6 protein-coding genes are annotated in these 3,894 nt (G+C 57.2%); all 6 read right to left on the bottom strand.

Translation table 11 applies throughout. From position 1 onward, the window contains the following. A partial coding sequence (locus ACTO17_RS16370; RefSeq protein ID WP_482558672.1) for a toprim domain-containing protein occupies positions 1-359 on the bottom strand: 359 nt, incomplete at its 3' end. Next, positions 340-1,038, bottom strand: coding sequence for a conjugal transfer protein TraG (locus ACTO17_RS16365; RefSeq protein WP_159750630.1), 699 nt, complete (start codon positions 1,036-1,038; stop codon positions 340-342). The genes ACTO17_RS16370 and ACTO17_RS16365, both read right to left, overlap by 20 nt. Beyond that, complete coding sequence (locus tag ACTO17_RS16360) at positions 1,035-1,229, bottom strand: hypothetical protein (RefSeq protein ID WP_120420519.1); 195 nt, start codon at positions 1,227-1,229, stop codon at positions 1,035-1,037. Before ACTO17_RS16360 ends, ACTO17_RS16365 begins: the two co-directional genes overlap by 4 nt. Beyond that, positions 1,226-1,948 carry a DUF4366 domain-containing protein gene (locus ACTO17_RS16355; RefSeq protein WP_482558671.1) on the bottom strand — a complete coding sequence of 241 codons (723 nt, stop codon included), beginning with the start codon at positions 1,946-1,948 and terminating at the stop codon, positions 1,226-1,228. Before ACTO17_RS16355 ends, ACTO17_RS16360 begins: the two co-directional genes overlap by 4 nt. Further along, positions 1,938-2,195, bottom strand: a complete 258-nt coding sequence (locus ACTO17_RS16350; protein WP_482558670.1) for a DUF4315 family protein — start codon at positions 2,193-2,195, stop codon at positions 1,938-1,940. The genes ACTO17_RS16355 and ACTO17_RS16350 overlap by 11 nt, the downstream gene beginning before the upstream one ends. Before the next feature lie 25 nt (positions 2,196-2,220). Then, positions 2,221-3,894: C40 family peptidase (locus ACTO17_RS16345; RefSeq protein WP_482558669.1), on the bottom strand; the 1,674-nt coding region annotated here is incomplete at its 5' end.

Raw genomic sequence — 3,894 nt, 5'->3', positions numbered from 1 at the left:
CCCGCCAGCTCATAGACGTTGCGGAAAATCAGTTCGCCCTCCCGTCCCGCGTCACAGGCGTTTACCACCTCGGTCACATCCGGGGCGCACAGCAGCTTTTTGAGAATATCAAACTGTTTCTTCTTATCCCGCCCCACGCTCATTTTCCAGTCCGAGGGCAGGATCGGCAGATCATCATAGCGCCACTTGGCATACCTGGGGTCATAGCTGTCCGCATCGGCAAGTCCGGCCAGATGCCCCACACACCAGCTGACCCGCCAGCCGTTCCCTTCCAGATACCCGTCCTTACGGGCATTGGCTCCAATCACAGCGGCCAGACTTTGAGCCACCGATGGTTTTTCAGCAATCACTAACCTCATAATCTTCATCCTCCCATTCTTCCCGCATAGATGTACGCAGTTTTTCCTCAATGCTGTTATCCTCTGTCAGCATCAGGTCATAGCCAAACCGGTAATCATATCGGTACAGTTTTCCTACCAGATCATTGATGAGGATACGGCAGGCCAGAATGACACGTTTTTTATCCACCTGCATCAGCTGGTAGCGTTGATAATCGTTGTAATAGGACTCATGCCGGTGTGCGCGGCTGTTGGCGTCCTCCAGCAGCCAGTCTACCGGGTCCTGGCAGCCTTCCTCTTTTTCCCCCTCCATATATTTCAGCAGTTCCATCACCATCGGAAAACTCTGCTCGTCCATGCGGGCTTCTTCTTTCAGATAGCCGATCAGGGCGCATAAAAGCAGGCGGGCCGCTGTCTGTTCCCGTTCCGTTAATGCCTCCATCGTCTTTGCGGCGTCCGGCAGAAGCCTTTCTTCTACAAAAGTTTCCACATCGCCGGAGTACAGCTGGCGGATGGAATCTATGGACAGCGGGGCGGCTGTGTCGCCATCCATAGAAAAGTCATAAAGGTCGTCGCTCTGTGCAGGCTTTTTCCGAAGTTTGCGTGTCAGGGCAGTCAGAATATCGCCGCCCAGATACACCGCCAGACAGCACAGGTCAAAAACAGCAACGATTTTGATAAATAAAATAAGATACTTCATTTCCGATCTCTCCTTTCTTTCAGCTGCTTTTCCAGTTCCCGGTGGCAGAATCCCACACAGGGCCTCCCGTAGTTGCCGCAGCCATAGCAGGGGTGGCTTTTGGGTAAAGAAGGAGGGCTGGAAGTTTTCTTCCTGCCCTCCGGTTTCTGTGTCATCATGCGCTCAAAGGGGCTGTCAGTGAAGCGGGTCATTCCGGTTCTTCCTCGCTTTCCACCGGTTCCTCCTCCGCGCCCTCCTCGGATTCCCACAGCTCATCTTCCTCATCGCCGTAGTCGTAATCGTCCAGATTGTCCGGGCCTTTGGTTTTCGGCTTGTTCTTCATAAACTTGAAGTAGTAGAGCGCGCCCCCGCCGCCTAACAGGGCCACAACCAAAAGCAGGACAGCCGGATTCATGCCGGACTTTTTCTCCGGTTCCGGCTCCGCTGCAGGCGGCTCCTCCGGTTCCGCCGCCTTGCCGGTGCAGCTTGTCATGGTAAAGGCGCAGACCGGGCAGTTCCGGTTGATCGCGCCCGCCTGACATTTCTCGGTGCAGCCGCAAACGGCGGGAGGTTCCTCGCTGTCCTCGTCCTCCATCAGTGCCATCAGATCGGCCTCATCCACCTGGTTGAGAAAATGGACGGTATTTTCTCCCTCATCATCCCGATCCACCAGAATGTAAAAGTAGTTGCCGTTTTTGGTGGTAACGGTAATCAGCTGCTTGTTCCCACCGTAATCGTCCACCAGGGTGGCGTTGCCATCCGGGGTGAGGGGAGGCGTTTCCTCCGGCTGCTCCACCTGTACGTTGGAATCGTTGGTTTCATCAGCCGGTTCCCCGCCGCCGCCCGCGTAGGCGGGGACAGAAAAACCGCCCATAAGGACCAGGGCGGTGCAAAGCGCGGCCAGTGTCCGCAATAGCTTTTTAGATTTCATCGTGATTTTCCTCCTTCTCTTGGGCATCGGGGGCAGAAGCTCCCATGCCCGGAATCCCGCCGCCGGTCAGCAGCGCGTTCAGCTCCTGCGGGGTCATGCGAACCGCCCGCACCAGCTGGACGATTTGCAGGTTCTCCGCCTCGGTTTTCTGCGCCTCCAATTCCCGCAGCCTGTTCTGGTATTCCGCCAGCTTTTCGCGGGTCTTTGCGATCTCCCGGTCAATCCGGTCGATTTTGTTCGTTGCCATCTGTAAACACTCCTTCCCATATGGTTTAGTTCCAGTTCATCAGGCCGTAGCCCTTGATGCACTGGTAATTCAGGTCATAGCTTTTGATTTTGCAGGCGTCGCCGGAATTGCCCTCCACCGTATAGACCCGGCTCCCGTCTGTGCCGATCACAATGCCAACATGGTCGGCGGACCCGTCCAAATCCCAGTCAAAGAAAATGGCGTCGCCGGGGGCGATATTGGCATATCCGCGCCCGCCCCATTGCCCATGCGACTGGAACCAGGGTACGCCCTGGGACTGACAGCCAGCAAAGCGCGGCTCGCTTTTCCCGGCCTGGTTATAGCACCAGCTCACGAAGCAGGCGCACCATTCCACCCGGCTGTTAAAACCGTACCAGCTCCAATACGGATAGCCGCCCACGTTTCCCACCTGACGCTTTGCCAAATCCACCAGGCCCGGATTGCCGGGGCGGGTCCCGCCGATAAACTCCACGCCGCTCAAATCCTCGGAATTTCCCATATCCGGGGAACCGCCGCCAAACAGCAGCGGCTTGTTGCCCCTGGTGGCGATATAGACCTGGTACATCTCATATTCATCCGGGGTGAGAAGCTCCGGCGCAAGGGCGGAAATCTGGGTGTTCACAAGCTCCACATGGAGGATGTAGTATTCATAGGGGACTTCCTCGCTGGTTGTTTCCCCGGTTTCCGGGTCGGTGCTGGTTTCGGTGCGGTAGCGGATTTCCACCTCCTCGGTCAGTGTCAGGACATATTGGAGGTCAAAGACCCGCTGTAACTGTGCCGCCGCGCTCTGGGGCGTGTACTCATGGAGCAGGGCGCTTAAATAAGCCGCCAGCTCATGGGGATTGTGGCCGATAGGGTCCAGATCGTACCGGTACTCGTCATAGCCTGGGTGCAGGCTCTCCATGTTATCCAGTTCGGCTTGCAGTTCCGCCTCCTTTGCGGCATAGTCCGCTTCAACTCCCAGCATATCCCCGTCATTGGAGGGATAGGTGGAGCCGGACACCGCCGAGCCGATGCTCTGGGCCAGCATGGAGCAGGAGGACAGGGTATTCATCAGCAGGCAGACCAGCAGAAACAGCGCCAGCGCAATCAGGAATCCCTTCTTGTGCCGCATGACAAACCGGCCTGCCTGTTCCGCTTTTTCTTTGACAGACTTTGCCGCCTTGCCGGTCTTTTGCGCGGTCTTGGTGGTATGGCCTGCGGCCTGTGCCGTATGCCCAGCCGTTTGACTGGCGCGTTTGGCGGCGGCATATTCCTTTTTGATGGCCTGCTTTTGCTGCCAGCGGGAAAGGGGGTTGCTGGCAAGCTGGGGGTTCTCCGCCAGGGATTTTTGGTACAGGGCGTTGATGTTTGCTTTTTCCAGCTTTTGCTCCGCCTTTGCCGCTTCGCGGTAGGGTTTCAGTTTATGGCTGCGGTATCCCTCCCGCACCAGCCGCGCACTGACTTCAACAGCCTGCTCGGTCTTGTGCGCCCCTTCCACGCCCACATTGTCCTGTTCGGACTTGCGGATTTCCTTATGCGCCCCGGCAAGCAGCGCGTTGGCCGGAGCGCCCCGTACCGCATGGGACAGCTTGGAGGGCGGCTTTGCCTGTTCCTCAAAGGTCAGTTTCGTTGTTTTCTTTCCGGTATCGGGGTCAATAACGGTCTGCCGGACCTTCTTTTTGGGTATCCTGGCCTGCGCCTTGTCTGCCCGGACAGC

It is taken from the genome of Petralouisia sp. (genome assembly GCF_056822245.1).
Note: the sequence above shows the minus strand (reverse complement) of the source record. Positions and strands in the feature narration are given on the sequence as shown.